This is a genomic window from Chitinophaga skermanii (genome assembly GCF_003259335.1).
Classification (GTDB): domain Bacteria; phylum Bacteroidota; class Bacteroidia; order Chitinophagales; family Chitinophagaceae; genus Chitinophaga; species Chitinophaga skermanii.
In genome coordinates, this window is the sequence record NZ_QLLL01000001.1 from 84,015 (window position 1) to 108,060 (window position 24,046).

Annotated in this window: 20 protein-coding genes; 16 read left to right on the forward strand and 4 right to left on the reverse strand. The window is 41.1% G+C overall.

From position 1 onward, the window contains the following. The first annotated feature begins 74 nt into the window (after positions 1–74). The 8 genes from LX64_RS00390 (at position 75) to LX64_RS00425 (ending at position 7,632) form a co-directional block, all read left to right on the forward strand. Positions 75–836: an isoprenyl transferase gene (locus LX64_RS00390; protein WP_111595629.1), complete on the forward strand. Its 762-nt coding sequence runs from the start codon at positions 75–77 to the stop codon at positions 834–836. Next, positions 817–3,555: a BamA/OMP85 family outer membrane protein gene (locus tag LX64_RS00395; RefSeq protein ID WP_111595630.1), complete on the forward strand. Its 2,739-nt coding sequence runs from the start codon at positions 817–819 to the stop codon at positions 3,553–3,555. Before LX64_RS00390 ends, LX64_RS00395 begins: the two co-directional genes overlap by 20 nt. A gap of 149 nt (positions 3,556–3,704) precedes the next feature. Then, entirely contained in the window at positions 3,705–4,217 is a 513-nt protein-coding gene (locus LX64_RS00400; RefSeq protein ID WP_111595631.1) for an OmpH family outer membrane protein, read from the forward strand. Positions 4,218–4,271: 54 nt separating this feature from the next. Continuing rightward, the gene (locus LX64_RS00405) at positions 4,272–4,784 is read left to right on the forward strand and encodes an OmpH family outer membrane protein (RefSeq protein ID WP_111595632.1); all 513 of its coding nucleotides are present in this window, start codon (positions 4,272–4,274) and stop codon (positions 4,782–4,784) included. 283 nt (positions 4,785–5,067) lie between these two features. Continuing rightward, complete coding sequence (gene rpmH, locus LX64_RS00410; RefSeq protein ID WP_012788729.1) at positions 5,068–5,223, forward strand: 50S ribosomal protein L34; 156 nt, start codon at positions 5,068–5,070, stop codon at positions 5,221–5,223. A gap of 26 nt (positions 5,224–5,249) precedes the next feature. After that, a complete protein-coding gene (locus LX64_RS00415; RefSeq protein WP_111595633.1) occupies positions 5,250–5,642 on the forward strand; it encodes a ribonuclease P protein component in 393 nt (130 codons plus the stop codon). Between the two features lie 30 nt (positions 5,643–5,672). Continuing rightward, the gene (gene yidD / locus LX64_RS00420; RefSeq protein WP_111595634.1) at positions 5,673–5,906 is read left to right on the forward strand and encodes a membrane protein insertion efficiency factor YidD; all 234 of its coding nucleotides are present in this window, start codon (positions 5,673–5,675) and stop codon (positions 5,904–5,906) included. Positions 5,907–5,976: 70 nt separating this feature from the next. Beyond that, positions 5,977–7,632, forward strand: a complete 1,656-nt coding sequence (locus LX64_RS00425) for a S41 family peptidase (RefSeq protein ID WP_111595635.1) — start codon at positions 5,977–5,979, stop codon at positions 7,630–7,632. Here the strand turns inward: LX64_RS00425 and LX64_RS00430 are convergent, their stop codons facing one another. Continuing rightward, on the reverse strand, positions 7,633–8,118 hold the full coding sequence (locus tag LX64_RS00430; RefSeq protein ID WP_111595636.1) for an HAD domain-containing protein: 486 nt from the start codon (positions 8,116–8,118) through the stop codon (positions 7,633–7,635). A 298-nt stretch (positions 8,119–8,416) separates the two neighbouring features. Between LX64_RS00430 and LX64_RS00435 the strand changes: the two genes are divergently transcribed. Beyond that, a complete protein-coding gene (locus LX64_RS00435; RefSeq protein WP_111595637.1) occupies positions 8,417–9,811 on the forward strand; it encodes a Gfo/Idh/MocA family protein in 1,395 nt (464 codons plus the stop codon). A gap of 23 nt (positions 9,812–9,834) precedes the next feature. Beyond that, positions 9,835–10,605 (forward strand): 3-keto-disaccharide hydrolase, encoded by a 771-nt coding sequence (locus tag LX64_RS00440; RefSeq protein WP_111595638.1) that lies wholly within the window; start codon positions 9,835–9,837, stop codon positions 10,603–10,605. A gap of 127 nt (positions 10,606–10,732) precedes the next feature. Here the strand turns inward: LX64_RS00440 and LX64_RS00445 are convergent, their stop codons facing one another. After that, a complete protein-coding gene (locus LX64_RS00445; RefSeq protein WP_111595639.1) occupies positions 10,733–11,338 on the reverse strand; it encodes a superoxide dismutase in 606 nt (201 codons plus the stop codon). A 328-nt stretch (positions 11,339–11,666) separates the two neighbouring features. Here LX64_RS00445 and LX64_RS00450 point away from each other — a divergent pair, with 328 nt between their 5' ends. The 3 genes from LX64_RS00450 to LX64_RS00460 all read left to right on the forward strand — a co-directional run bounded on the left by LX64_RS00450 (position 11,667) and on the right by LX64_RS00460 (position 14,063). Then, on the forward strand, positions 11,667–12,359 hold the full coding sequence (locus tag LX64_RS00450; RefSeq protein ID WP_158538485.1) for a LuxR C-terminal-related transcriptional regulator: 693 nt from the start codon (positions 11,667–11,669) through the stop codon (positions 12,357–12,359). Positions 12,360–12,696: 337 nt separating this feature from the next. Then, on the forward strand, positions 12,697–12,906 hold the full coding sequence (locus LX64_RS00455; RefSeq protein ID WP_111595641.1) for a hypothetical protein: 210 nt from the start codon (positions 12,697–12,699) through the stop codon (positions 12,904–12,906). Positions 12,907–13,121: 215 nt separating this feature from the next. Then, positions 13,122–14,063 (forward strand): SPFH domain-containing protein, encoded by a 942-nt coding sequence (locus LX64_RS00460; RefSeq protein ID WP_111595642.1) that lies wholly within the window; start codon positions 13,122–13,124, stop codon positions 14,061–14,063. A 234-nt stretch (positions 14,064–14,297) separates the two neighbouring features. On the opposite strand, the gene LX64_RS00465 is transcribed toward LX64_RS00460, so the two are convergent. After that, entirely contained in the window at positions 14,298–14,735 is a 438-nt protein-coding gene (locus LX64_RS00465) for a nucleoside deaminase (protein ID WP_111595643.1), read from the reverse strand. A gap of 3 nt (positions 14,736–14,738) precedes the next feature. After that, a complete protein-coding gene (ligA, locus tag LX64_RS00470) occupies positions 14,739–16,850 on the reverse strand; it encodes an NAD-dependent DNA ligase LigA (protein ID WP_111595644.1) in 2,112 nt (703 codons plus the stop codon). A gap of 66 nt (positions 16,851–16,916) precedes the next feature. Between ligA and LX64_RS00475 the strand changes: the two genes are divergently transcribed. The 3 genes from LX64_RS00475 (at position 16,917) to LX64_RS00485 (ending at position 23,907) form a co-directional block, all read left to right on the forward strand. Next, positions 16,917–18,551 carry an amidohydrolase gene (locus LX64_RS00475; RefSeq protein ID WP_111595645.1) on the forward strand — a complete coding sequence of 545 codons (1,635 nt, stop codon included), beginning with the start codon at positions 16,917–16,919 and terminating at the stop codon, positions 18,549–18,551. A gap of 266 nt (positions 18,552–18,817) precedes the next feature. Further along, complete coding sequence (locus LX64_RS00480) at positions 18,818–19,534, forward strand: NUDIX hydrolase (protein ID WP_111595646.1); 717 nt, start codon at positions 18,818–18,820, stop codon at positions 19,532–19,534. A 1,034-nt stretch (positions 19,535–20,568) separates the two neighbouring features. Further along, positions 20,569–23,907, forward strand: a complete 3,339-nt coding sequence (locus LX64_RS00485; RefSeq protein ID WP_111595647.1) for a methylmalonyl-CoA mutase family protein — start codon at positions 20,569–20,571, stop codon at positions 23,905–23,907. Positions 23,908–24,046 lie beyond the last annotated feature (139 nt).

The window sequence follows — 24,046 nt, forward strand, 5'->3', positions numbered from 1 at the left end:
AGACCTACATTGCGGTATTTTTGTATCTTTGCACACTTTTAGTAAATCTGTTTTATAACACGCCTGGAATACTCATGAGTTTGAAGGATCAATTGGACCTACAGCGCCTGCCACGTCACATCGCCATTATCATGGATGGGAATGGTCGATGGGCAAAAGAACGCGGACAGGATCGGCTTTATGGGCATCATGAAGGGGTGGAGAGTGTGCGTACCATAGTGGAGGCATGTGCCGAGCTAGGGGTAGAGTACCTCACACTGTATGCGTTTTCAACCGAAAACTGGGACCGTCCAGTTTACGAGGTGAACGGCATCATGGAGTTGTTGGTGAATACTATTCGCAAAGAAGTGAATACATTGACTAAGAACAACATACGTCTTCATGTAATAGGCGATATGACTATGTTGCCCCCACATTGTTGCCAAGAGCTTGAAGAAGCGATGGCAATAACCGAACACAATACCGGGTTAAACCTGGTGATGGCGTTGAGCTACAGCTCGCGCTGGGAGATATTGCGCGCCACAAAGAACATTGCGAAAGATGTACAGGCGGGGAAATTAAAGCCCGACGACATTACCCCGGATGTTTGGGAGCAATACTTGTGCACGGCAAAGTTGCCCGATCCAGAACTGATGATCAGGACGAGCGGTGAATGTAGAATCAGCAACTTCTTACTATACCAACTGGCTTATGCGGAATTATATTTCACCAGCACTCGCTGGCCAGATTTCCGCAGAGAGAATCTTTACGAAGCCATCTTAAATTATCAAACCAGAGAACGTCGATTTGGCAAAACAAGCGAACAAATACAGCAGAATGAAGAAATTGTTTCCTAAAAGTCTACTGGCCATAGTATTATGTTGCAGTGCAGGACTCAGTGTATCCGCACAACAAAAAAAAGATACGGTTCCATATAATCCTTATCCAGCCGGGTCGCCATTCGATCTAGAGCATCCGCAACAATACGAGATTGCCGATATTACTGTAACCGGTACGCAATATTTAGATAAGTCTTTGTTGCTGCAATTATCAGGATTAAACGTAGGTGATAAAGTTGTTCTCCCTGGCGATCATTTCGCAAAAACGATTAACAGTTTATGGGGACAACGCTTATTTTCCAATATCGCAATTAACATCACAAAAATCGAAGACGGCAAAATTTGGCTTGAAATTACTTTAGCCGAGAAAGCCCGCTTATTTGATTTCACATTCAAAGGCACTAAAAAGTCGGAGAATGAAGACCTCGCAAAGAAAGCGGGTCTTAGAAAAGGTACTGTTATTACAGATGCCCTTTTGCTTAACACGAAAGCAGTTATTAGAAAGCACTACGCCGATAAAGGTTTTGGTAATACTTCCATCAGCATAGATGAGAAACCAACACCGAACCAAGTGAACTACAACTCGCTTGTTATCAATGTTTCGAAAGGAAACAAAGTACGTACTTACGACGTAGGCATTTATGGGAATACAATGATTTCCGACCAGGCGATCAAGAAGAAAATGAAAGGCACCAAGGAAAAATCCCGCCTTACATTATTCCCAGACCGTGAAGAGGTTTATTCCGACTCACTTCCAAAAGAACACGATTACGTAAAATCGTTGGGCTTCCTCACTCCTTCCCGCACTTTACAAGAAATTGATCCGTACTTCCGTTTTAAATTATTTAGCTCCTCTAAATTCAATGAAACGAAATACGAAGAAGATAAAGAGAAAGTAATCGCTTACTACAACTCGAAAGGTTACCGCGATGCCTTGATCACAAAAGATACCACCTTCACTACGAAAGCAGGTAACTTTAAAGTGGCCTTGGAATTGAAAGAAGGTAAGAAGTATTACTTCGGTAATATTACTTGGAAAGGTAATACCGTATATACAGATGATATCTTGAACCGTATGCTCGGCATTCGCAAAGGTGATGTGTACAACTTAGAATTGTTGGAAAAACGTCTTGGTAAGCAAATGAGTGCTGAAGGTGGTGATATCATGGGGGCATATATGGACTTTGGTTACTTGTTCTTCCGTGTAGATCCTGTTGAGATTGGTATTCGCGGCGATACCATCGATTACGAAATTCGTATGGTGGAAGGTCCGCAAGCGGATAACAGGAACATTTTAATTGCAGGTAACGAAAAAACGAACGAGCACGTTATTCGTCGTGAGTTGCGTACATTACCGGGTGAGAAGTTCAGCCGCCAGGAGTTGATCCGTTCACAGCGTGAGATCAGCAACTTGGGTTTCTTCAACCCTGAGAAAGTGGTACCGAACCCAATCCCAAATTTGCAAGATGGTACAGTAGATATTGAGTACACTGTGGAAGAAAGAGCCAATGACCAATTGGAATTATCTGCTGGTTGGGGTGGTTATATCGGTCTTACCGGTACACTAGGTGTTACTTTTAATAACTTCTCACTGCGAAATATTTTCAGAAAAGAAACATGGGACCCATTACCAAGCGGCGACGGTCAGAAATTATCGATCCGTGTATCGTCGAATGGTAGAGCGTACCGTTCTTATAACTTCTCTTTCACTGAACCTTGGTTAGGTGGTAAAAAGAGAAACCCATTCTCGGTTAGCTTCTACTACACGTTCCAAGATCCGAACGCGTATGCAAAAGCAATTGGTGGTACTGTAACGAACCCAGATGCTTACTTTAAAGTATTGGGTGCTTCGGTTTCGTTGGGTAAACAATTGAGATGGCCTGATGACTTCTTCTCATTGATGTATTCGTTGAACTATCAACAGTACAAATTGAAAGACTTCAACTACTTCTCTATCCCTGGCTTTGATAATGGTACATCTAATAACGTGAGCTTACGTTTAACCTTGGCGAGATCTTCTGTAAACCAGCAGATTTACCCAAGTAGCGGTTCTAACTTCATGTTATATGGCCAGTTCACGCCACCGTACTCTTTATTCAACCCGAATAGAGATTATACGAAGGAGCCGATCAATGAGCAGTTTAAATTTATCGAGTACCAGAAATACCGTTTGAACGTAGATTGGTATGTACCGTTGAGTAAACCGGTAGGTACCGAGAATAAAACATTGGTATTGAAGGTAGCTGCTAAATTTGGTTACATCGGTCGTTACAACAACCGTACAACCTTGTCGCCATTCGGTCGTTTCGAATTGGGTGGTGATGGTTTGAGTAACTTTGCTATCTACGATCGTGATATCATTTCTCAGCGTGGTTATCCTGTTTATTATACATCGAATCCTAAATTGAACCCAGAGAATGCTGGTCAGCCTGCGGGTTACCAAGGTTTCAGTATCTTCAACAAGTATGTAATGGAGATTCGTTATCCATTTAGCTTGAATCCGAGTTCAACTATCTTTGGTTTGATGTTCGTGGAAGCGGCAAATGGTTACCGTGACTTTAGCGATTACAACCCGTTCCGTTTACGTAGATCAGTGGGTATTGGTGCGAGATTCTACTTACCGATGTTCGGTTTATTAGGTTTCGATTACGGTATTGGTTTGGACAGGTTGCAACCGGGTAATGGTATGAAGGATGCAGCTAAATTCACCTTCATGTTAGGTTTCGAGCCGGAATAATAGCAATTGTTAAAAAAACATCGCTTAGCTGTATCTTATTATTTTTATTCTATATTGCAAGAATATAACGTAGTTCGGAGAGGCTAGAGTGAATGTAGAGCAGTGCAAAGCTTGAAAAATTTGTTCCTTATTTTAAACAGTAAGATCACATGAAAAAACTATTCATTATCGCAGTTATTTTAGTTAGTTCGGCTGTTACAGCAATGGCTCAACGTTACTGCGTGATAGATACGAAATACATTTTGGAAGCGATTCCTGAATATAAAGATGCTCAGAAGAAGCTGGATGCTATCGCTGAACAATGGCAGAAAGAAATTGATGCTAAGTTTTCGGAAGTAGATAAGATGTATAAGTCTTACCAGGCTGAGCAAGTGATGCTCACCGAAGAATTGAAGCGTAAGAGAGAAGATGAGATAGTGGCAAGAGAAAAAGACGCTAAAGATTTGCAGAAGAAGCGTTTTGGATATGAAGGCGATTTGTTTAAGAAAAGAGAAGAACTTGTAAAACCAATCCAAGATAGAATTTACAACGCGGTACAAAAATTGGCAGCTAGCCGTATGTACGACTTTGTATTAGATAAATCTAACGGCGTAACGGTTATTTATTACGATCCTAAGCTTGACAAAAGCGAGGAGATCTTGAAATCTTTGACCGGCAAGTAGTTTAAAACCAATTTTTTACCTATAACTTTTTAATTCAAAAATTCAGACAACATCATGAAGAAGTATGTAATTATCGCCTTGGTGGCTATTGCAGGTTTGGTAAGTGCTAACAAGGCAACTGCACAATCTAAAGTAGGGCATATCAATGCACAAGCTTTGATCGAAAGTTTACCAGAAACAAAAACAGCTATCACTAAATTGCAAGCTTACGCCGATACATTAGAAAGAGATGGCAAATCTTTAGTAGATGAGTACACTAAGAAAGTGTCAGATTTCGAAAAAACAGCTTCTACACTCTCTGAAAACATTAGAGACGTGAAAGCACGTGAAATCCAAGATGCGCAAAAACGTATCCAAGATTACAACCAAGCTGCTGAACAAAAGATCGAAATCCGCAGAGGCGAATTGTTGAAACCAGTGTACGATAAAGCTAAAAAAGCAATCGACGACGTAGCAAAAGAAAAAGGTTACAACTATGTAATCGACAACTCAGCAGGTATTTTGTTGGTAATGCCAACAGGTGACGATATTTTGCCATTAGTGAAAACTAAATTAGGCGTTAAGTAAGAAAAGACAATAAGCGCGATTAAGAGAATATAGGAAAAATTGATTGTCTGCTTAAAAAAATAATGATTGGAACGGGGCCCTCCCCGTTCCTTTTATTTTAAGAAACGTAGGACAGTAGCGGATCTGGCTTCCAAACCTGGATTTCAGTGTAAATTTTTGGGACAATTGCTTTACAATTCAAAACTTTTCCACTACCTTTGCCTTCCGTTTTAAAAACAGGGTTATTTGACCTGTGGCCATTGGTCAACAGGCTTTTAGTACAGGAAAAAAATAAAAAAACAAGATGAAACGTACTTTTCAACCGCACAACAGACGCAGAAAGAGCGTTCATGGTTTCAGAAAGAGAATGGAAACTGCTAACGGCCGTAAAGTGTTGGCTAGCCGCCGTGCTAAAGGCAGAAAGAAACTTACTGTTTCTGACGAGCGCAAGTTAAAATAAGATTTCGCAGATAAATTTACTTTGCTATAAAAACTTATTCTTTTAATAAGGAAGAAAGGTTAAAAAGTAGGAAACTGATTGAAACGCTTTTTCGAGATGGAAAAGCGTTTTCTATTTTTCCTTACCGGGTGATCTATATGCCTACCCAATTGCCTACTGCAAAGTATCCTCTGCAAGCCGGCTTTAGCGTATCCGCACGTAAATACCCCCGCGCCGTTGATCGTAACCGAATTAAACGGCTCGGCAGGGAATCTTTCCGCTTGGAAAAACAAGCATTACTCTCCGCCATGCAAGCTAAGAACTTGCAAGCGGCTGTTTTTTTCGTTTACCTCGATAAAAAAATAGCCGATTTCTCCACCCTACGCCATAAATTTTCGGTAATTTTAAATCGCTTGGAAAAGGAGTTAACACAAGCATAAGCTCCTATTGTGCGATTTGAATTAACGATCATGAAACATATACTACGCTGGCTTAGTTTCCCGTTTATTTTCTTGATAAAAGTATACCAATGGTGCATTTCGCCCTATTTAGGTGCTAATAAGTGCAGGTATACCCCAACATGCTCGCAATACGGGCTGGAAGCGTTTAGGAAATACGGCCTATTTAAAGGATTTTACCTCACCGCCAAACGGGTACTCTCTTGCCACCCTTGGGGCGGGCATGGGTACGACCCCGTTCCGTAAAAATTACGCTTCCTCCACCGGGAACTTATCGTATTTTTAATCCATTCATTACCAATCGAATTCTCTTCCCATGAAAAAATATATCCGATTCGCGATGCCCGCAATTTTACTGGCGACCATGCTAGTTGGGTTCAACGATAGTGACAAATACTTCCAAATCGCGAAAAACCTGGATATTTTCGCCGCTTTCTACCGGGAACTGAATACTTATTACGTCGACGATCTTCCGCCTGAAAAACTCATGAATAAGGGGATTCAAGCCATTTTGGAAGAAACGGACCCGTATACCGACTTTATACCCGAAGAAAACCTAGAAGACCTAAAATTCATGGCTACGGGTAAATATGGCGGTATTGGGGCAGCAACCGTTACGGATTCGAATTGGACATCAATTTCCGACATTTACGAGGGTGGCCCTATGCACAAAGCCGGTGTTAAAGCGGGCGACATTATTGTGCGTTTGGAAGGCCAAAATGCTAAAGGAATGTCGAATGAAGATGTAAGCAAGCTGTTAAAAGGAAATGCCGGCAGTACCTTAAATATTACGTTTAGGAATCCAATGACAGGCGTAGAAACAGCTAAAAGTATTCAAAGAGAAGAAATAAACGTGCGCCCGGTAAGCTACTACGGTTTAGTGGAAAATGATGTAGCCTATATCAAAATGATTCAATTCACCGAGAATTGTGCATTACAGGTGCAAGAAGCCTTCGAGAAACTGAAAGAGCAACATAAGAACCTGAAAGGCGTAGTACTCGATTTACGTAGTAACCCTGGTGGGCTATTAGATGAAGCAGTATCGCTTTCAAACATTTTCATCGATAAAAACAAACTCATCGTTACCACGAAAGGCAAAGTGAAAAACTGGGATCGTGAATACAAAACCACGAAAACTGCGATTGATATGCATGTTCCTTTGGTGGTGCTTACGAACCACAATTCCGCTTCTGCTTCCGAAATTGTAGCAGGTGCTGTTCAAGATTTAGATCGTGGCTTAATTGTAGGACAATTATCTTTCGGGAAAGGATTAGTACAAACTACCCGCGCCCTACCCTATAACACGAAACTAAAGGTTACAACAGCGAAATATTACACACCTTCTGGCAGATGTATCCAAGCAATCGATTATTCCCATCGTAATAGTGAAGGTGAAGTAGATTATGTACCCGATTCTTTACGTAAAACATTCTATACAGCTGCGGGGCGCGCTGTGAAAGATGGCGGTGGTATAGAACCAGATGAGAAATTGAAAGTTACCTACCTTAGCCCTATTGCCGTAGCATTATTGCGTAAGCAATTCATTTTTAATTATGCTACTAAATATTACTATAGTCATAAAGAAATTGAAACAGCCGGTAACTTTAGTTTAAGCGATGCGGATTTTGAAGATTTCTTACACTATTTAGAAGGCAAAGATTACAGCTATAAAACCCGCAGCGAAGAGTCATTAGAAAGCTTCAAAAATACTGCGAAGAAAGAAAAGTATTTCGATGCTGTTGCTAAAGAGTTTGATCAACTACAACTGAAAATCAAGCACGATAAAAAGCAAGATATTCTCAAAAATAAGACTGAAATCAAGCACTTGCTGGAAGAGGAAATCGTGAATAGGTATTACCTATCGAAAGGCAGAATTGAGCGCAGTTTAGCATGGGATAAAGAGGTGTTGGCAGCGGTAGATATTTTCCATACACCGAATAAATATCAACAGTTGTTGCAGACTAAGAAGTAGTTATTGCTCTTTCTGTAATATTTCTACAGCCTTCTCAGCAGCACTTTGATTAAAGCCGATTGAAGGGGACGTTCTGATCCAATATTGTTTCATACTAGGCAATAAGTTTTCTAAAGATGCATCATCATCAAGAATGACAAAGTGATGTTGATGCGCGTGTTTGCACCATGTTTTGATATACTGCAACCGGTTGGCAAATGGATCAATAGAGATATTGTTTAATACGAAATACTCATCAATTGAAAGGGCACTTGTGTAGGATGGAATACGGGTGGTAAAAATATTGTCCCATTCATTTTTCGTGAAGCGGTTTCGATGTGAAGTGGTGAGTATTATATTGGCTCCAGTTTTTTGCAAGAGCCAAGTTAGGTGTTGCTGTGCATTGGGTTCGAAATCATAAAATCCATCTTGCAAGAATTTCAATGGTTTCCAAGGAACTGCCGGCACCATTACGCCATCAATATCTAATAAAATAAAAAGTTGCATGGTATAGAATATATTAGGTTCATGTTCATCAAAAATACTGTTATCTAATAAAACAAAAAAAGCGTCCTGCTGGCTATGAAGGTGGCAGGACGCTTTTGAATTTATTAACCTATGACCTATTTAACGCGAAAATGCTCGCCTAATTGTACGTTATAACATCTTTCCCCCTTTTTCTTACATAGAATACCTTTCATCACATCTTTATGCAAAAAATTATGATTTGCTGGCAATTATAATTATTTTGACAAGTACATAGCAATGCAGAACAATCACTAGCAATTATTAAACCTATAGAAAAATGCCAGTAAATTCCAACGAATCAAACCGTCGCGGCTTCATTTCCAAAATGGCCAAAGGCGTAATTGGGGCGTCGCTGTTGCCTAACATCATTACAGCTGCCGATAAAAAGCGCAATATTGAATGGCTTGCGCGACAAAAAAACAATGAAAAATTTAGTGCGAACGACCAACTTCAGATCGCCTTGATTGGCGCCGGTGGCATGGGAACCGCGGATGCAAATACCGCTATCCAAGTACCGGGTGTGAAATTGATTGCAGCTTGCGACTTGTACGATGGTCGTTTAGCCGATGCTAAGAAGAAATGGGGTTCAGATATCTACACTACCCGCGATTACCGCGAAATTTTAGAGCGTAAGGATATTGATGCAGTTATTATTGCAACACCGGATCATTGGCATAAGGATATCTCCGTAGCGGCCATGAACAAAGGCAAATCTGTGTATTGTGAGAAACCAATGGTGCACGATATTACAGAAGGTGCAGCTGTTGTAGACGCGCAAAACAGGAATAAAGGCGTTGTATACGAAGTAGGTAGCCAAGGTGTTAGCTCATTGGGTAACGAAAAGGCGCGCCAGTTATTGAAAGACGGCGCTATCGGCCAACTAAACTACGCGGAAGGATTCTGGGCAAGAATGTCGCCATTTGGCGCATGGCAATATCCAATTCCTGCCGATGCTTCTCCGAAAACTGTAGGCTGGGATGCATTCTTAGCTAATACAAATAAACGCGATTTCGATCCATTACGTTTCTTCCGTTGGAGAAATTACCGTGATTATGGTACAGGTGTATCAGGCGATTTATTCGTTCACTTATTCTCTAGCTTACACTTGGTAACAGGTTCTATAGGCCCTGAAAAAATTATGGCTACAGGTGGCTTACGCTACTGGAAAGATGGTCGTGAAGTACCAGATGTTATGTTAGGTATGTTCGACTATCCTGAGACCGACATTCACCCTGCTTTCAACCTTTCTTTACGTGTTAACTTCGTAGATGGTACCGGAGGTACAAACTACTTGCGTATGGTGGGTAGCGAAGGTTCTATGACGGTTGAGTGGGATAAAGTGACTTTATACCGTAACAAAGCATATGCAGCTTCCGACGACCCGTTACTACAAACGAAGAAATCACAAGATAGCGGTCGCCAATACGTATACGATCGTAAAAGCATGTTGCCGCCGGATAAAGTAGAGTATTCTGCAGAAGAAGGTTACAAAGGCGCCCACTTCGATCACTTCTATAACTTATTCAACGCCGTTCGTACGAAGGGAAAAGTGGCAGAAGATGCATTGTTCGGTTTTAGAGCAGCAGCACCTGCATTATTATGTAACGATAGCTATTTCAACAACAAGATCACTTATTGGGATCCTAAGAATTTGAAAGTAGTTAACAAGTAATCACAGCCAAAACATCCACACAAATGAAAAAATTAATCGTTCCTGCATTGGGCGTAGCAACAGCTGTTGTAATGACAGCTTGTGGCGGCAATACAGCAGAAAAGAAAGCAGATAGCGTAAGCACAGCGGCAACAACACCAGTTGCAGCAGCTGAAAATACATTAACCGATACTGAAAAAGCAGAAGGTTGGAAATTGCTCTTTAATGGCCAGAACCTCGATGGTTGGCGCATGTATCAAAGCAAGCCGGCCGATACTTGGGGTGTGCAAGATGGTTTATTGCATTGCACAGGTAGTGCTACCGATAAGAGTGATAAACGCGGTGATTTAGTGACGAATGATGAGTACGAAAACTTTGAGTTTTCTGCAGATTGGAAATTAGCACCACAAGGAAATAGCGGTATTTTGTATTTAGTATCTGAAGAGTTCCCTTCTTCTTACCAAAGCGGTCCTGAATATCAATTAATCGACGATAACAACTTCCCTGAGAAACTCGAAGATTGGCAAAAAACAGGTGGTAACTATGCTATGAATCCACCGCTAAAAAATGCTTCTAAGCCTATTGGTGAATGGAATAATACCCGCATCATCGTTAATAAAGGTCATGTTGAACATTGGTTAAATGGTGAAAAGGTAGTTGAATACGAATTGTGGAACGATGAGTGGAAAAAACACAAGTCTGAAGGTAAGTGGAAAGATACGCCTAGCTACGGTTCTGCTAAAAAAGGGCACATCGCTTTCCAAGATCATGGTAGCGAAATTTGGTTCAAGAATGTTAAATTGAAACAATTATAATATTCATATCAATATTTGAATAATCAAATATTGTGTTGTTGGTTTATTATCTTTTTGAATGGAATGAAAAAAGGCCGGCTCTACTTGTAGAGTCGGCCTTTTTTATAAGGATCTTTTCTGAAAAAGATTACAAAGCTGCTTCGTAACGTTTAGCTACTTCTTCCCATTTCACCAAGTTCCAGAATGCTGCTAAGTATTCAGCACGACGGTTTTGGTATTTCAAATAGTAAGCGTGTTCCCAAACGTCAACACCTAAAACTGGTGCACCTTTCACTTCAGCAACGTCCATTAAAGGATTGTCTTGGTTTGGAGTTGAAGTAATTTCCAATTTGCCATCTTTCACGATCAACCATGCCCAACCAGAACCGAAACGAGATACACCCGCTGCGTTGAATTTCTCTTTGAAAGCATCGAATGAACCGAACGCGCTATTAATAGCTTCAGCTAATTTACCTGAAGGTTGGCCACCTGCATTTGGTGCAAGGCTTACCCAGAAAAAGCTGTGATTCCAGTGACCACCGCCGTTGTTTCTTACTGCAGCACCGATTTTACCGGCGTTTGCAACCAATTCTTCTAATGATTTGTTCTCGTTCTCTGTACCGGCAACTGCTTTGTTTAAGTTGTCTACATATGCTTGGTGGTGCTTACCGTGATGGATCTCCATTGTCAATTTATCAAAATGCGGTTCTAATGCATCTGAAGCATACGGTAATGCAGGAAGTGTAAAAGCCATAATCAAATTTTTTTATGGGTTAAAAATGATTTTTTTGTTTAGCGTCATCAAATTTACTGCCTAATCTGTTAATGTCAAATTGAATTAATTGTCAATCTTTTAACTACCCCTTCATTTAAAGGGGCTAACAATGAAACGTGGAAGGGACTAAATCCATAACTGTGGCTAGATTGCAGTTAGGATATAATATTTTGATATATGATAAAATCTGTTATATTTACATCTAAGTGTTATAACTTTTACTATTGGATGTTCTATATTCGTAGAGAAAAGATTTGTTTTTGTACCCTTTCACTATTGTTTGTTTAAATAAAACCGTATGCAGGACATGGGCAAAGTTCATAGCGACTCTCTAGATGCATTGTTATCGGAGAATGCGCGATTAAATAGCCAGTTGAATCAATTCAAGCAGATGTTGGATGCCATGCCGGCCATGCTCTACACTTCAAACAACGACAAAAAAAGTATAACCTGGTGTAATCGTACATTGACCGATACCATGGGTTATACGTTGGATGAGATTAAAGAAATGGGGATGGCATTTTTCCAAGAAATTCTGCATCCAGAAGATTTCGGCGTTGCGATGGTAGCTCGCAATGAATTTTCAAACAATAAAGAAATTTTCGGCGGCATATTGCGCGTAAAAGGTCGCCACGACAAGAATTGGAAGTGGCTTGTTGGCCTTGGTATTCCTTACACCCACGATGATAGTGGTTCACTCAGCGAAGTGATTTGCGTTTTCCTTGATTTTTCATTTGTAATTGACACCAGCAGCCAAATTAGCGAGGCTTTGCGGGAGGTATTGCGTAGAAGTAATGAAGACGTACTGAACAAGTTGACGGCACGCGAAAAGGATATTTTCATTTTAGCGGCGCAAGGGAATAACAATAAAGAAATTGCCCAAACCTTGAATTTGAGTCGTTATACCATTGAAACCCACCGGAAGAATATCCGGTTGAAATTAAAAGTTCGCAATACATCTGAATTGGTAGCATTGGCCAAGCAGATAGGGTTCCAATAAAGACAAAAATGGTGTTTGGCCCTAGATTTTTGCAAAATGATTTGCAAAACCATTTTGCATGCCCATACATGTGATATTTATTCTTAATTTAATAATCGTACCAATGGAAAAAGATTAACCATTTGCAAAACGTTTTGCCTAGAAAATTAGAAAATAGTATTAGGTAGGGGGTGTTTGACTGCGAGTGAATAGCGCCTGATAGTATTTTGTAGCATTTTTTATCAAAAATACCCAAGCTTGGGTATTTGCCCACATTTATAACTCCACTAATTTAGTAGCCTGAAACAGCGCAGGTAGATTAGCACGGAGAGTTTTCTGTAGGAAATTTTTGATCACTATGATAACCGAAGAAAGAGCTTTTAGCATCTTAGAGCTTGATCGTTCCGCCACACCCGATCAAATCATCATAAGATACCAAGACCTAAAAGACCAGTACAAGAAAATTAAAGAAGAAACCCAAGATTTAAAAACCCAGTTGGCATATCAACTAAAACAGATAGAGTTAGACGATGTTTTTATCTTCTTCCGAAAACACCAAGTAATTTAAACATACAAGTAAGATTTCAAGCATATTTAAAGATATAGTCTTTCATGCATTGTTCGTTCCTATTCATTCGTTGTTTGTAACCTCATTTGCTCGCGCACACCGGTCTTGCATCTGTTTTTTTTAACCCAACCCTCCGAACAATGCATGCGCTATAGCGTGAAGGGAATTTTACCTATTTTTGGTGCAATTAAACCCTTAATAAAACCCTTCACGCTATGGGCACAAACATTTTTTTAATCATTTTAGCCTTTATCCTACTAATTGTTGTACTGTCTTCCTTTGTAACAATTCAGCAAGGTACTATCGGCGTTACTACCATTTTTGGTAAGTACAACCGTATTTTACATCCAGGTCTTAACTGGAAAATTCCACTCATCGAAAAAATCTTTCGCCGCATCTCTATCCAAAACAGGTCGGTAGAACTTGAATTCCAAGCCATCACTGTCGACCAAGCAAATGTGTACTTTAAAGCCATGCTGCTTTACTCCGTTTGGAACCAAGATGAAGAAACTATCAAAAACGTGGCTTTTAAGTTCATGGACGAACGTAGCTTCATGCAAGCACTCATTCGTACCATTGAAGGGTCAATCCGTGGGTTTGTGGCTACTAAACGTCAATCTGAAGTATTGGGCTTACGCCGTGAAATTACTGAACACGTAAAAGAACAAATAGATACCACCCTCGAACAATGGGGCTTCCACTTACAGGATCTCCAAATGAATGATATCACTTTCGACGATGCTATTATGCGATCTATGGCGCAAGTAGTAGCGTCCAATAACTTGAAGGCTGCTGCTGAAAACGAAGGACAAGCTTTATTGATCACTAAAACCAAAGCCGCAGAAGCTGATGGTAATGCTATCAAAATCGCCGCTGAAGCAGAAAGAACGGCTGCCCAATTACGTGGTCAAGGTGTGGCGCTCTTCCGTGAAGAAGTAGCTAAGGGTATGACGATGGCTGCCAAAGAAATGCAACAAGCTAATCTCGATACAAGCGTTATCCTCTTCTCTATGTGGACAGAAGCAATCAAACACTTCTCAGAAAATTCAAAAGGTAACGTAATCTTCTTGGATGGTTCTGCTGACGGTATGGACCAAACAATGAAACAAATGATGGGGATGAATAAACTTATGGACCCATCACAACAGAAGAAGTAGTTTTTATAAAATATTTTTTAGATAGCAGGTTTCCTTTGGAAGCCTGCTTTTTTTATGATAAGCATTAACCTACTTTCTCCAAATAAAATACGTGTCAGCTGAAATTACGCTATACGCGTATAGCTGTATTGATTTGATGGGGTGTTTATGAGAGGACTTAGCAATGTTGGTAAAACAAAACCCCACTTAGCCATCAACTAAGTGGGGATCGTTTATAAAATGTATAGCTATATCCTAACGACGTTTAGCAAAAAAGCTTTTCACTAATGCCAAGCTCTCTTCCCCTAGTAATCCTATTTCCACTTTGGTTTTAGGATGAAAAGGAGATGTTTCTTTTGCAACGCGTTTATAACCGTTTTTTTCATCGGAAGCTGCATATACCACGCGGCCAATTTTACTCCAATATAGTGCACCTGCACACATCACACATGGCTCTAAGGTTACATATAGGGTGGCCTCCATGAGGTATTTACTGCCAAGGTTATTGAAAGCGCTCGTAAGTGCGATCATTTCCGCATGTGCAGTACAATCATTCAGTTTCTCAACTTGGTTATGACCGCGCGCTATGATTTGATTATTGAGCACCACCACTGCGCCGATAGGTACTTCGCCTTCTTCCATGGCAATTTTAGCCTCGCGTAGGGCTTGCTGCATAAAGTACTCGTCGTTCATGTTTTAGGCTTGTATTAGGGCTAAAAATTCATCTTCTGTGAGGATTTTGATGCTGTTGATTTTTTTCGCTTTTTCAAGCTTGCTGCCGGCATCGTCGCCTACTACAAGGTAGTTGAGTTTACTGCTTACACCACCTAGAATTTTGCCGCCATGGGATTCTACCATTTCTTCAGCTTCACTGCGCTTTAATTTGTTTAAAGTACCGGTGAATAAGAAGGTTTGACCACTTAAACTGCCGTCAATAGCAGTTGCGCCTTTTGTGCTTTCCATATTCACACCCAATGCCGCCAACTTCTCCAACATATGGATATTATCATCGTTCTCGAAAAATTGCTTAATCGATCCCGCTACTTTAGGCCCAATATCTTCCAAGGCTAATACCTGCTCCTCCGTAAAATCTTTCAAATCCATAATATTCGAAACAGCATTGGCAAGGGTTTTAGCAGTAGTTTCACCTACATATCTTATCCCCAAACCAAAGATCAATCGATGCAATGGCTGCGTTTTAGAACTTTCTATAGCTGCTTGCAAGTTGGTAATAGATTTCTTCCCAAAGCCCTCTAAGCTGCCAATCTTTTCAAAATCCAATGCGTAAATACCCGGGATATCATGCATGAAACCCATCGTATAGAATTTACGAACATTGCTTTCTCCAAAACTCTTAATATCCATGGCGTCCTTACTCACATAGTGAATCATTCGCTCTACAACCTGGGCTTCACAATTGATGTTATTACAACGCCATACACTCTCTCCTTCCGGTTTCACCAGTACATCATCACAAACCGGGCAGTTCGTAGGGAATTTGATGTCTTCTTCTTTGCCGGTTCTTAAATCGGCCATCGATTTCACGATGTAAGGAATTACATCTCCTGCACGTTCTACAAGTACTGTGTCTCCTTTTTTCAAATCTTTTTCCTTGATCACATCTTCATTAAATAACGAAATCGAAGAAACCGTTACACCTCCAATCGGAACAGGATCAATTTTCGCCACTGGCGTAATAGCGCCTGTTCTACCTACCTGGAATTCCACATCGCGCAAAATACTGGTCGATTGGCGCGCTTTAAATTTATAAGCGATGGCCCAACGCGGGTGATGCGTGGTCATGCCTAGTTTATCTTGTAATTGATAGTCGTTTACTTTGATCACCATCCCATCGATCTCGTATGGCAAGTTATCACGCACTTCTTCGAAGGCAAGGCAATAATCGATTACGGCTTGTACACCTTGCACGACTTTCTTTTCTTTAGCAGGACTTCTAAAACCCAATTCCAGCAGCATGTCTAAGGTGTTACTATGGGTTTGAATTTCTACCGGTTCTTCTGTACCAGGTTGCATGGCATGGTAGCTCATATGGTATAAGAAAGCTTCCAGTCCACGTTTGGCCACTTCTTTCGGATCAACCATGCGCATAGAACCAGATGCCGCGTTACGCGGGTTTGCCAATGGAGGCAAGTTTTCAGCTATACGTTGGTCGTTGAAGTTCTTAAAGGTGGTTTTATTAATCAACACCTCCCCTCGCAATTCGATCTGTTGAATCCCAAATTGCGCAAAGTTGGCCGATAAAGGAATCGTACGTATTTGGCGGATATTATTAGTAATATCTTCACCGGCAACGCCATCGCCACGCGTAGCGCCGCGTACCAACATGTTATTTTCGTATATCAAAGAAATACTGGCACCATCGAATTTAGGTTCAATACAATACTCTATTACATCGAGGCCTGTTATTTCACGGGCTTTACGATCCCAATCCAGTAAATCATCCGCGTTATAAGAGTTTTCTAAGCTTAGCATTGGTACCAAGTGCTGCACCGTTGGAAATTCCTTTGTTAAACCACGGGCTACACGCTGGGTAGGTGAATCGTTGGTAATCAAACCAGGGTTATCACTTTCCAGTTTTTTCAGCCAAGCGAATAGTTGATCATACTCGAAATCCGACACCACGGGGTCGTTCTGGATATAGTAACGCCAATCGTTATAACGAATCACGTCACGCAAGCCTTCTATCGTGCGCTCCGGCGATTCCATCAGTGTTTGTTGGGGAACCAAAGCCAATAATTCCTTGGCTAATCGTGATAATGTTAATTCAGCATCTTTGTTGTATGTCATAAATCAAATCTGTGGCGTAAATTTAAACTTTATGTTCCAGTCAATCCAAAATCTTTAATAGTCCTTATGAAGCGATTTTCATATGCCTTCTTGAGTTTATGCATTTTAGCGAGCTGTGCTGCAAAGAAAGAACAGGTCGATTTAATTGTTCAAAAGGCCAATATTTATACCGTCGATAGTTCCTTCTCTCTCGCACATGCGATGGCCATCAAGGATGGAAAAATCGTAGCGATTACTACTGATACTACGTTAGACCAAGTGTACGATGCCAAGGAAGTAGTCGATGCCGATGGGAAATTTATTTATCCAGGGTTTATTGATGCTCACGCGCATTTTGTAGGATACGCCGTGTCGTTGCTGAATGTTGATTTAGTAGGAACGAAGAGTTGGGATGATGTGATTGAAAGAACAAAAGCCCACGCCGCGAAAAGTGACGCGCCATGGGTAGTAGGTCGTGGCTGGGACCAGAACGATTGGGATGTAAAAGTTTTTCCTTCAAAAGAACGTTTAGATAGCTTATTCCCCGATCGCCCAGTACTATTAACCCGGATCGACGGCCACGCCGCTATTGCTAACCAAGCGGCCTTGGATAAAGCAGGCATTAAACCAGGACAAACCATTGCCGGTGGCGTATTCGAAACCCAGAAAGGCAAACTAACCGGGCTATTGGTCGATAACGCCGTGGGGCCTGTAGAAAAGGTTATTCCCAACTACCCGGAAGTAATGTATAAACAAGCATTAAAAACGGCTGCCATTAATTGTTTTGCACAAGGACTAACCACCGTGAGCGATTGCGGTATTATGCGCCCTGAAGCAGAATTGCTGTTGGGATTAGAAGAAGCCGGCCAGTTAGATATGCGCTTATACGTAATGTTATCCGATAGTAAAGAGAACTACGATTGGGCATTAGCAAAGGGCGTGGTGAAAACCTCCCACATTAATATTGGCGGTTATAAGTTTTATGCTGATGGAGCATTAGGCTCACGCGGGGCATGTTTGCGACACGATTATACCGATAGACCCGGCTGGCGAGGCTTCTTATTAAGCGATAGTATTCACTTTGCGGAAAGAGCGGCTGCTTTGATTAAAAGCAACTTCCAAATGTGCACCCATGCTATTGGCGATTCAGCTAACCGGGATATCTTGCGCACTTATGCCGCTGTGCTAAAGGGCAAGAACGACCGTAGATGGAGAATCGAGCATGCGCAAGTAGTAGATAGTAACGATTTTCATTATTTTGGTGATAACAATATTGTGCCTAGCGTTCAGCCTACCCATGCTACAAGTGATATGTATTGGGCGAAAGATCGTTTAGGGGCGCAGCGCATTAAAACGGCTTATGCCTACAAACAGTTATTGCAACAAAATGGCTGGATTGCATTAGGAACTGATTTCCCTGTAGAAGATATTAGCGCCTTGAAAACCTTCTACGCTGCAGTAGTAAGGAAAGATGCAAGCGGCTACCCTGCTACTGGGTTCGAACCGTCCAACGCTTTAAGCCGTGAAGAAACGCTCAGGGGTATGACTATCTGGGCTGCCAAGGCACAATTCGAAGAAAAAGAGAAAGGAAGCTTAGAATACGGCAAGTGGGCCGATTTCACCATGTTAGATACAGATTTAATGAAAGTGGCAGATAGTGCTATTTTAAAATCCAAAGTGCTGGCAACCTTTGTAGGTGGTAAGCAAGTTTATAAGCAATAAAAACAGTAACCCGCAAAGCCAAAACCTCGAAATACAGCATAGATAAGGGTTTTGCGGGTTTAAAATATTTTGCTAAATGTTTTTAGCATCTGCAATAAAATAAATTAAATTGCAATAGTTTATTGCAAGATTGATTGCAATGGGAAAATGGTAGTGAAAAACGTTTTTTATTCAAGTTTACATCCAAAACAATTATATAAGCATACGCCGGTTCGCATTCAACTTAAAAAATAGCGTATAGCAAGTATTTTAGACATTCCACGATTATGTTTATACACACCAAAAACGTAAACACACATTTAACCGAGATCAAGGATTACTTTAAAGTCGCGATATCTGTCGATTGCGTCATTTTCGGATTTGATGATGCAGAACTAAAAGTATTGCTGATTGAATCGGATCTTAAAGAATTCAAAGGTAAATGGTCATTACTGGGCGACATCGTTCGGCCCGATGAAGATCTCGAAAACGCTGCATACCGCGTATTACAAGCACGTACTGGTTTAGATGATGTGTACATGGAACAAGTACAAACATTTGGCGCCTTAAATAGGCACCCAGGTGGACGTGTAATAACGGTAGCATATTATTCGCTGGTCAACATCGAGCACATCGAATTGAAGAATCTTAGTAACGAATTGCATTGGCATTCTGTAAAGGATGTACAGCAAATGGAAATGGCCTTCGATCACCGCCTGATCTTGGATACATGTTTACGTAGATTACAGCACCAGGTTATTGAACAACCAGTAGGCTTCAACCTATTACCCAAAAAGTTCACACTCCGTGAATTACAGAATTTGTACGAAGCCATCCTCGACATGAAACTCGATCGTCGCAATTTCCGCAAGAAGTTTTTCGCGATGGATGTGTTAATTGATTTGAACGAGGAAGAAGAAGAAGTACCACATCGCCCGGCTAAATTGTACAAGTTTAATGCAGATCGTTATGCGCAGCAAAAGAAGAAATCCCTAGGATTTTAGAAAAAAGCACCTTGTAACCTTTGAAAACTGCGCTATCATTGAGTTTACGCTTGTTGTGATACCCACATCATCAGGCTTTCTAGTGCCTACTTTTTAAAATATTTATTTTACTTTTTCTACTTAATAAAATATTTACAGCGTAACTGCGACACTTATATAAATTTTCGTGTTATTTTCAGAAAATTACTGTCCTAAAAGTTTGTTTTTAACAGAAAAATAACTAAGATTGTGTAAAATATACACAGTAAGTGTTCGTTCAACTAAATTTTCATGATCGCGTGCAGCCCGGTTCAGCGGCTTTGTAGAAAAAGTAGGTCAATTTTAAATATTTCATAGATTATTATCACTTTATTATAGAACGCATTTTTTAAGTTCCACGTTGTGACTACCAGGGCCTTCATACGCCCGGAATTGGTAAAAATGTAAACAACCATTTTATTCCCTGCATGAAATACATGCAGGGTTTTTTATGCCATATTACTTCCTCGCTACTTATAGCCACTTCCCCTTATAAATGCATATATCCTCCATGTTAATTTACTATAAGTACAATGTTGCAACCATGTACTCTCCAAGTGGTTTCCATGTAATTTTCATGTAACTGCCATGTAAATCCATGTAGTTACATAGTGTTTACAAGCTATTTGATATATAGTTTGATAGTATTTACCCTATCTCCTCCCTATCTTCACCCTATCTCTAGCCTATCCCAACCCTATCTAAAGCCTATCTTTTGCCTATCCTAACCCTATCTTTTACTGCGTTTCAGCCGATTCGCTTAGTGTAACTAGCTGTGTGTGAATTGGTAATAAGGGTTTGGGTACTTATATGACCATTTCCAGCTATTGGCTGATGGAAATTTATCAATTCGACGGTGCCTCTTTTAAATGATTTGCAAGATTTGATTGGGTACATTCAATCAATTCGAATTCTCGCAGCGCGTGTATTTACAAGGGCTTATAAGGCTTATTTTCGTGAGATGCGCTACAGCGGGCAATTGCTTGACGGAAGCCAACTCAAAATCTATACACATCATGTCTTACACACCGGAACATAAGGTTCGTATTGTAACGGCTGCTTCTTTATTCGATGGTCACGATGCGGCTATCAATATCATGCGCCGTATCATGCAAGGGAAAGGGGCCGAGGTGATTCACCTCGGGCATAATCGCTCCGCCGCGGAAATTGTTGATTGCGCGATCGAAGAGGATGCTCAAGGGATTGCCGTTACTTCATACCAAGGCGGCCACATCGAGTTTTTTAAGTACATGTACGACCTTTTAAAAGAAAAAGGTTGTGGACATATCAAAATCTTCGGCGGCGGCGGTGGTACCATTTTGCCAACCGAAATTGAAGAGCTACATGCTTACGGTATCTCGCGTATTTATTCGCCCGATGATGGTCGACAAATGGGGCTGGAAGGTATGATCGAGAACTTAATCTCGCAATGTGATTTTGAAACGGTAAAACAAAACCAATTCAAGCTCAATAACGAAGCATTATTGGAGAAATCGGCTCCAGCTATTGCACAAGCCATTACTTACGCAGAAAGCTACCAATTAAACGGTCAATTAAGCGGTACTCAACCTACGAAACAAATCCCGGTACTCGGTATCACCGGTACAGGTGGTGCAGGTAAAAGTAGCGTAACCGACGAACTCGTTCGCCGTTTCCTCAACCGCTACACCGATAAAACAATCGCCGTTATTTCTGTCGATCCTTCTAAGAAGAAAACAGGTGGCGCATTGTTGGGTGACCGTATTCGCATGAATAGCATTCACCACCCCCGTGCCTACATGCGCTCGCTCGCTACCCGCGAAAGCGATAAAGCCATTTCATTGCATATTCAAGAAGCGATCGACGTTTGTAAAGCGGCTGCATTCGACTTCATTATTCTCGAAACTTCAGGTATTGGTCAAAGTGATACAGCGATCATCGATTATTGCGATGTATCTATGTACGTAATGACGCCAGAGTATGGTGCTGCTTCGCAGTTAGAGAAGATTAATATGTTAGACTATGCCGATGTAATTGGTATTAACAAATTCGATAAAGCCGGCGCATTAGATGCATTACATGATGTGCGCAAACAATACAAACGTAACCACAATTTATGGACTGCGAAAGATGAAGATTTACCGGTTGTAGGTACCATCGCTTCACAGTTTAATGATGCCGGTGTGAATGTGTTGTTCGAGAAATTGATGCACAAAATCACCGAAAAAACAAACGTTCACTTTGGTGCCGATGTGCCGGAAGATTATAAATCCGATACCACTACCAAATCTCAAATAATACCGCCTGCACGCGTTCGCTATCTCGCAGAAATCTCAGAATCTATTGTCGATTATGCGAAATGGGTAGATGAACAATGTAAGCTCGCCACGCAATGGTACCAAGTAGAAGGCGTTCTTCAACTGGAAAACATTCCCAATAAAGCCGAACTCACCAAAATCAGCGAACACCTACAAAAGTCGCTCGATCCACACTGTAAAAGCTTGGTAACCGGTTGGAACAACCTCGTGAAGAAATACACGGCCGATTTCTACGAATTCCAAGTACGCGATAAAGTCATTAAACTTCCATTATACACCGAAAGTCTTTCACACAGCCGTATTCCAAAGGTTTCATTACCTAAGTACAAAGACTGGGGCGATATTTTACGCTGGCAACTCACGGAAAACCTACCCGGTGAATTCCCTTATGCGGCCGGCGTATTCCCACTAAAACGCGAAGGTGAAGATCCTACAAGGATGTTTGCCGGTGAAGGTGGACCAGAACGTACAAACAAACGCTTCCACTACGTGTCGTTAGAGCAACCTGCGAAGCGTTTATCTACCGCTTTCGATAGCGTTACCCTTTATGGCGAAGATCCTGCTTACAGGCCGGATATCTACGGAAAAATCGGTAACTCCGGTGTTAGTATCGCTACAGTAGACGACGCGAAGAAACTTTACAGCGGTTTCGATCTCTGCGATCCGAAAACGTCCGTATCGATGACCATCAACGGTCCTGCTCCAATTGTACTGGCATTTTTCATGAATGCCGCGATCGATCAGCAATGTGAGAAGTATATTGCCGAGAACAATTTAACGGAAGAAGTGGCCGCTAAAATCAAAGCGAAATTCAAAGACTTCCCATTGCCTGCTTATAACGGTCAATTACCAAACGGTAACGATGGTTTAGGATTGAAATTATTAGGCGTACCGGGTAACGAAGTATTAGATGAAACTACTTATAACAAAATCAAAGCCCACGCATTAAGCACTGTACGCGGTACTGTACAGGCCGATATTTTGAAGGAAGACCAAGCACAAAACACTTGTATCTTCTCTACAGAATTCGCCTTGAAATTAATGGGCGACGTACAAGAATATTTCATCGATAGGAAAGTACGGAACTTCTATTCCGTAAGTATTTCCGGTTACCATATCGCGGAAGCCGGTGCTAACCCAATTACACAGTTAGCCTTCACATTAGCAAACGGTTTCACGTATGTAGAATACTACTTGAGCCGTGGCATGAATATCGACGATTTCGCACCGAATTTATCCTTCTTCTTCAGCAACGGTATGGACCCAGAGTACTCTGTTATAGGCCGTGTTGCACGTAGAATTTGGGCGAAAGCAATCAAGAATAAATACAAAGGGAACGATCGTTCTCAAAAGTTAAAATATCATATTCAAACATCAGGTCGCAGCTTACACGCACAAGAAATCGACTTCAACGATATACGCACTACGTTGCAAGCATTGTACGCGATTTACGATAACTGTAACTCGTTACACACCAATGCATATGATGAGGCTATTACAACGCCAACAGAAGAAAGCGTTCGTAGAGCTATGGCTATCCAGTTGATTATCAACCGTGAGTTGGGTACGGCTAAAAACGAGAACCCGAACCAAGGTAGTTTCTTCATTGAAGAATTAACGGATTTAGTGGAAGAAGCTGTATTAACGGAATTCAACCGTATTACTGAAAGAGGTGGTGTGTTAGGTGCTATGGAAAGAATGTACCAACGCAATAAAATTCAAGAAGAAAGCTTGTACTACGAATCGTTGAAACATACAGGCGAATACCCCATTATTGGTGTAAATACTTTCTTGAATAAGAATGGCTCTCCCACTGTTATTCCTGCCGAGGTTATTCGTTCTACAGAAGAAGAAAAACAATTCCAAATTAAAGCGGTAGAAACGTTCCAAGCACGCCATGCAGATAAGAGCAATGAGATGCTGAAACGGTTACAGAAAGTAGCCACTGAAAATGGCAACTTATTCGCCGAATTAATGGAAACAGTAAAATATTGTTCCTTAGGTCAAATTACCAATGCGCTGTACGAAGTAGGCGGTCAATACCGTCGCAGCATGTAAGCGTTGGCTTTACTATTAGTGCTTTTGGGGTCGATTTTTAATCGGCCCCATTTTTTTTGCCCGGAAGGGGGTAACAAGATAAGGAGTGTGTTGATATACTTACAAATACCCCTTTCAATATTGACCATTACTTTACTGG

Coding starts and splice junctions, on each gene's coding strand:
- LX64_RS00390 (WP_111595629.1), top strand. CDS start 75: ATGAGTTTGAAGGATCAATTGGACCTACAGCGCCTGCCACGTCACATC.
- LX64_RS00395 (WP_111595630.1), top strand. CDS start 817: ATGAAGAAATTGTTTCCTAAAAGTCTACTGGCCATAGTATTATGTTGC.
- LX64_RS00400 (WP_111595631.1), top strand. CDS start 3,705: ATGAAAAAACTATTCATTATCGCAGTTATTTTAGTTAGTTCGGCTGTT.
- LX64_RS00405 (WP_111595632.1), top strand. CDS start 4,272: ATGAAGAAGTATGTAATTATCGCCTTGGTGGCTATTGCAGGTTTGGTA.
- rpmH (WP_012788729.1), top strand. CDS start 5,068: ATGAAACGTACTTTTCAACCGCACAACAGACGCAGAAAGAGCGTTCAT.
- yidD (WP_111595634.1), top strand. CDS start 5,673: ATGAAACATATACTACGCTGGCTTAGTTTCCCGTTTATTTTCTTGATA.
- LX64_RS00425 (WP_111595635.1), top strand. CDS start 5,977: ATGAAAAAATATATCCGATTCGCGATGCCCGCAATTTTACTGGCGACC.
- LX64_RS00430 (WP_111595636.1), bottom strand. CDS start 8,118: ATGCAACTTTTTATTTTATTAGATATTGATGGCGTAATGGTGCCGGCA.
- LX64_RS00435 (WP_111595637.1), top strand. CDS start 8,417: ATGCCAGTAAATTCCAACGAATCAAACCGTCGCGGCTTCATTTCCAAA.
- LX64_RS00440 (WP_111595638.1), top strand. CDS start 9,835: ATGAAAAAATTAATCGTTCCTGCATTGGGCGTAGCAACAGCTGTTGTA.
- LX64_RS00445 (WP_111595639.1), bottom strand. CDS start 11,338: ATGGCTTTTACACTTCCTGCATTACCGTATGCTTCAGATGCATTAGAA.
- LX64_RS00450 (WP_158538485.1), top strand. CDS start 11,667: ATGGGCAAAGTTCATAGCGACTCTCTAGATGCATTGTTATCGGAGAAT.
- LX64_RS00455 (WP_111595641.1), top strand. CDS start 12,697: ATGATAACCGAAGAAAGAGCTTTTAGCATCTTAGAGCTTGATCGTTCC.
- LX64_RS00460 (WP_111595642.1), top strand. CDS start 13,122: ATGGGCACAAACATTTTTTTAATCATTTTAGCCTTTATCCTACTAATT.
- LX64_RS00465 (WP_111595643.1), bottom strand. CDS start 14,735: ATGAACGACGAGTACTTTATGCAGCAAGCCCTACGCGAGGCTAAAATT.
- ligA (WP_111595644.1), bottom strand. CDS start 16,850: ATGACATACAACAAAGATGCTGAATTAACATTATCACGATTAGCCAAG.
- LX64_RS00475 (WP_111595645.1), top strand. CDS start 16,917: ATGAAGCGATTTTCATATGCCTTCTTGAGTTTATGCATTTTAGCGAGC.
- LX64_RS00480 (WP_111595646.1), top strand. CDS start 18,818: ATGTTTATACACACCAAAAACGTAAACACACATTTAACCGAGATCAAG.
- LX64_RS00485 (WP_111595647.1), top strand. CDS start 20,569: ATGTCTTACACACCGGAACATAAGGTTCGTATTGTAACGGCTGCTTCT.